Source organism: Actinomyces sp. S6-Spd3 (assembly GCF_000758755.1).
In the GTDB taxonomy this organism is placed as follows: Bacteria; Actinomycetota; Actinomycetes; order Actinomycetales; family Actinomycetaceae; genus Pauljensenia.
This window is the reverse complement of record NZ_JRMV01000239.1, coordinates 1-636: the sequence shown is the minus strand read 5'-3', so window position 1 is coordinate 636 and position 636 is coordinate 1. Positions and strand designations below refer to the sequence as shown.

The 636-nt window shown below is 52.2% G+C and carries 2 rRNA genes; both read left to right on the top strand.

The features are described from left to right. A 23S ribosomal RNA gene (locus HMPREF1627_RS01955) occupies positions 1–362 on the top strand; the annotation flags it as partial. 179 nt (positions 363–541) lie between these two features. After that, a 5S ribosomal RNA gene (gene rrf / locus HMPREF1627_RS09970) occupies positions 542–636 on the top strand; the annotation flags it as partial.

Here is a 636-nt window from a genome sequence, read left to right as displayed (position 1 = left end):
AAGGGTTGGGCTGTTCGCCCATTAAAGCGGTACGCGAGCTGGGTTTAGAACGTCGTGAGACAGTTCGGTCCCTATCCGCTGCGCGCGTAGGAAACTTGAGAAGGCCTGTCCCTAGTACGAGAGGACCGGGACGGACAAGCCTCTGGTGTGCCAGTTGTACCGCCAGGTGCATGGCTGGTTAGCTACGCTTGGGAAGGATAACCGCTGAAAGCATCTAAGCGGGAAGCCTGCTTCAAGACAAGGTTTCCAACCCCACCTAGTGGGGGAGAGACTCCCAATAGATGATTGGGTTGATAGGCCAGGCGTGTAAGCATGGTAACGTGTTTAGCTTACTGGTACTAATAGTCAACAACTAAAAACAACCATTAACAGCAATGACAAACAGAAACACTGTTTGCTCGTAACTACTATGCAAACCACTACCAACCCCACACACCCCAAGGCGTGTAAACGCTAACAACGAGCGTGTGTGCAGGCAAACACAATGGGTAAACCAATCCTGGGTTTATACCAGCGTGTTTAGCTGTGTTGGCAATAGTTTTGCGGTGGTCATAGCCACGGGGAAACGCCCAGAATCCCATACCGAACCTGGAAGCTAAGCCCGTGAACGCCGATGGTACTGCACCCGGTAGGGTG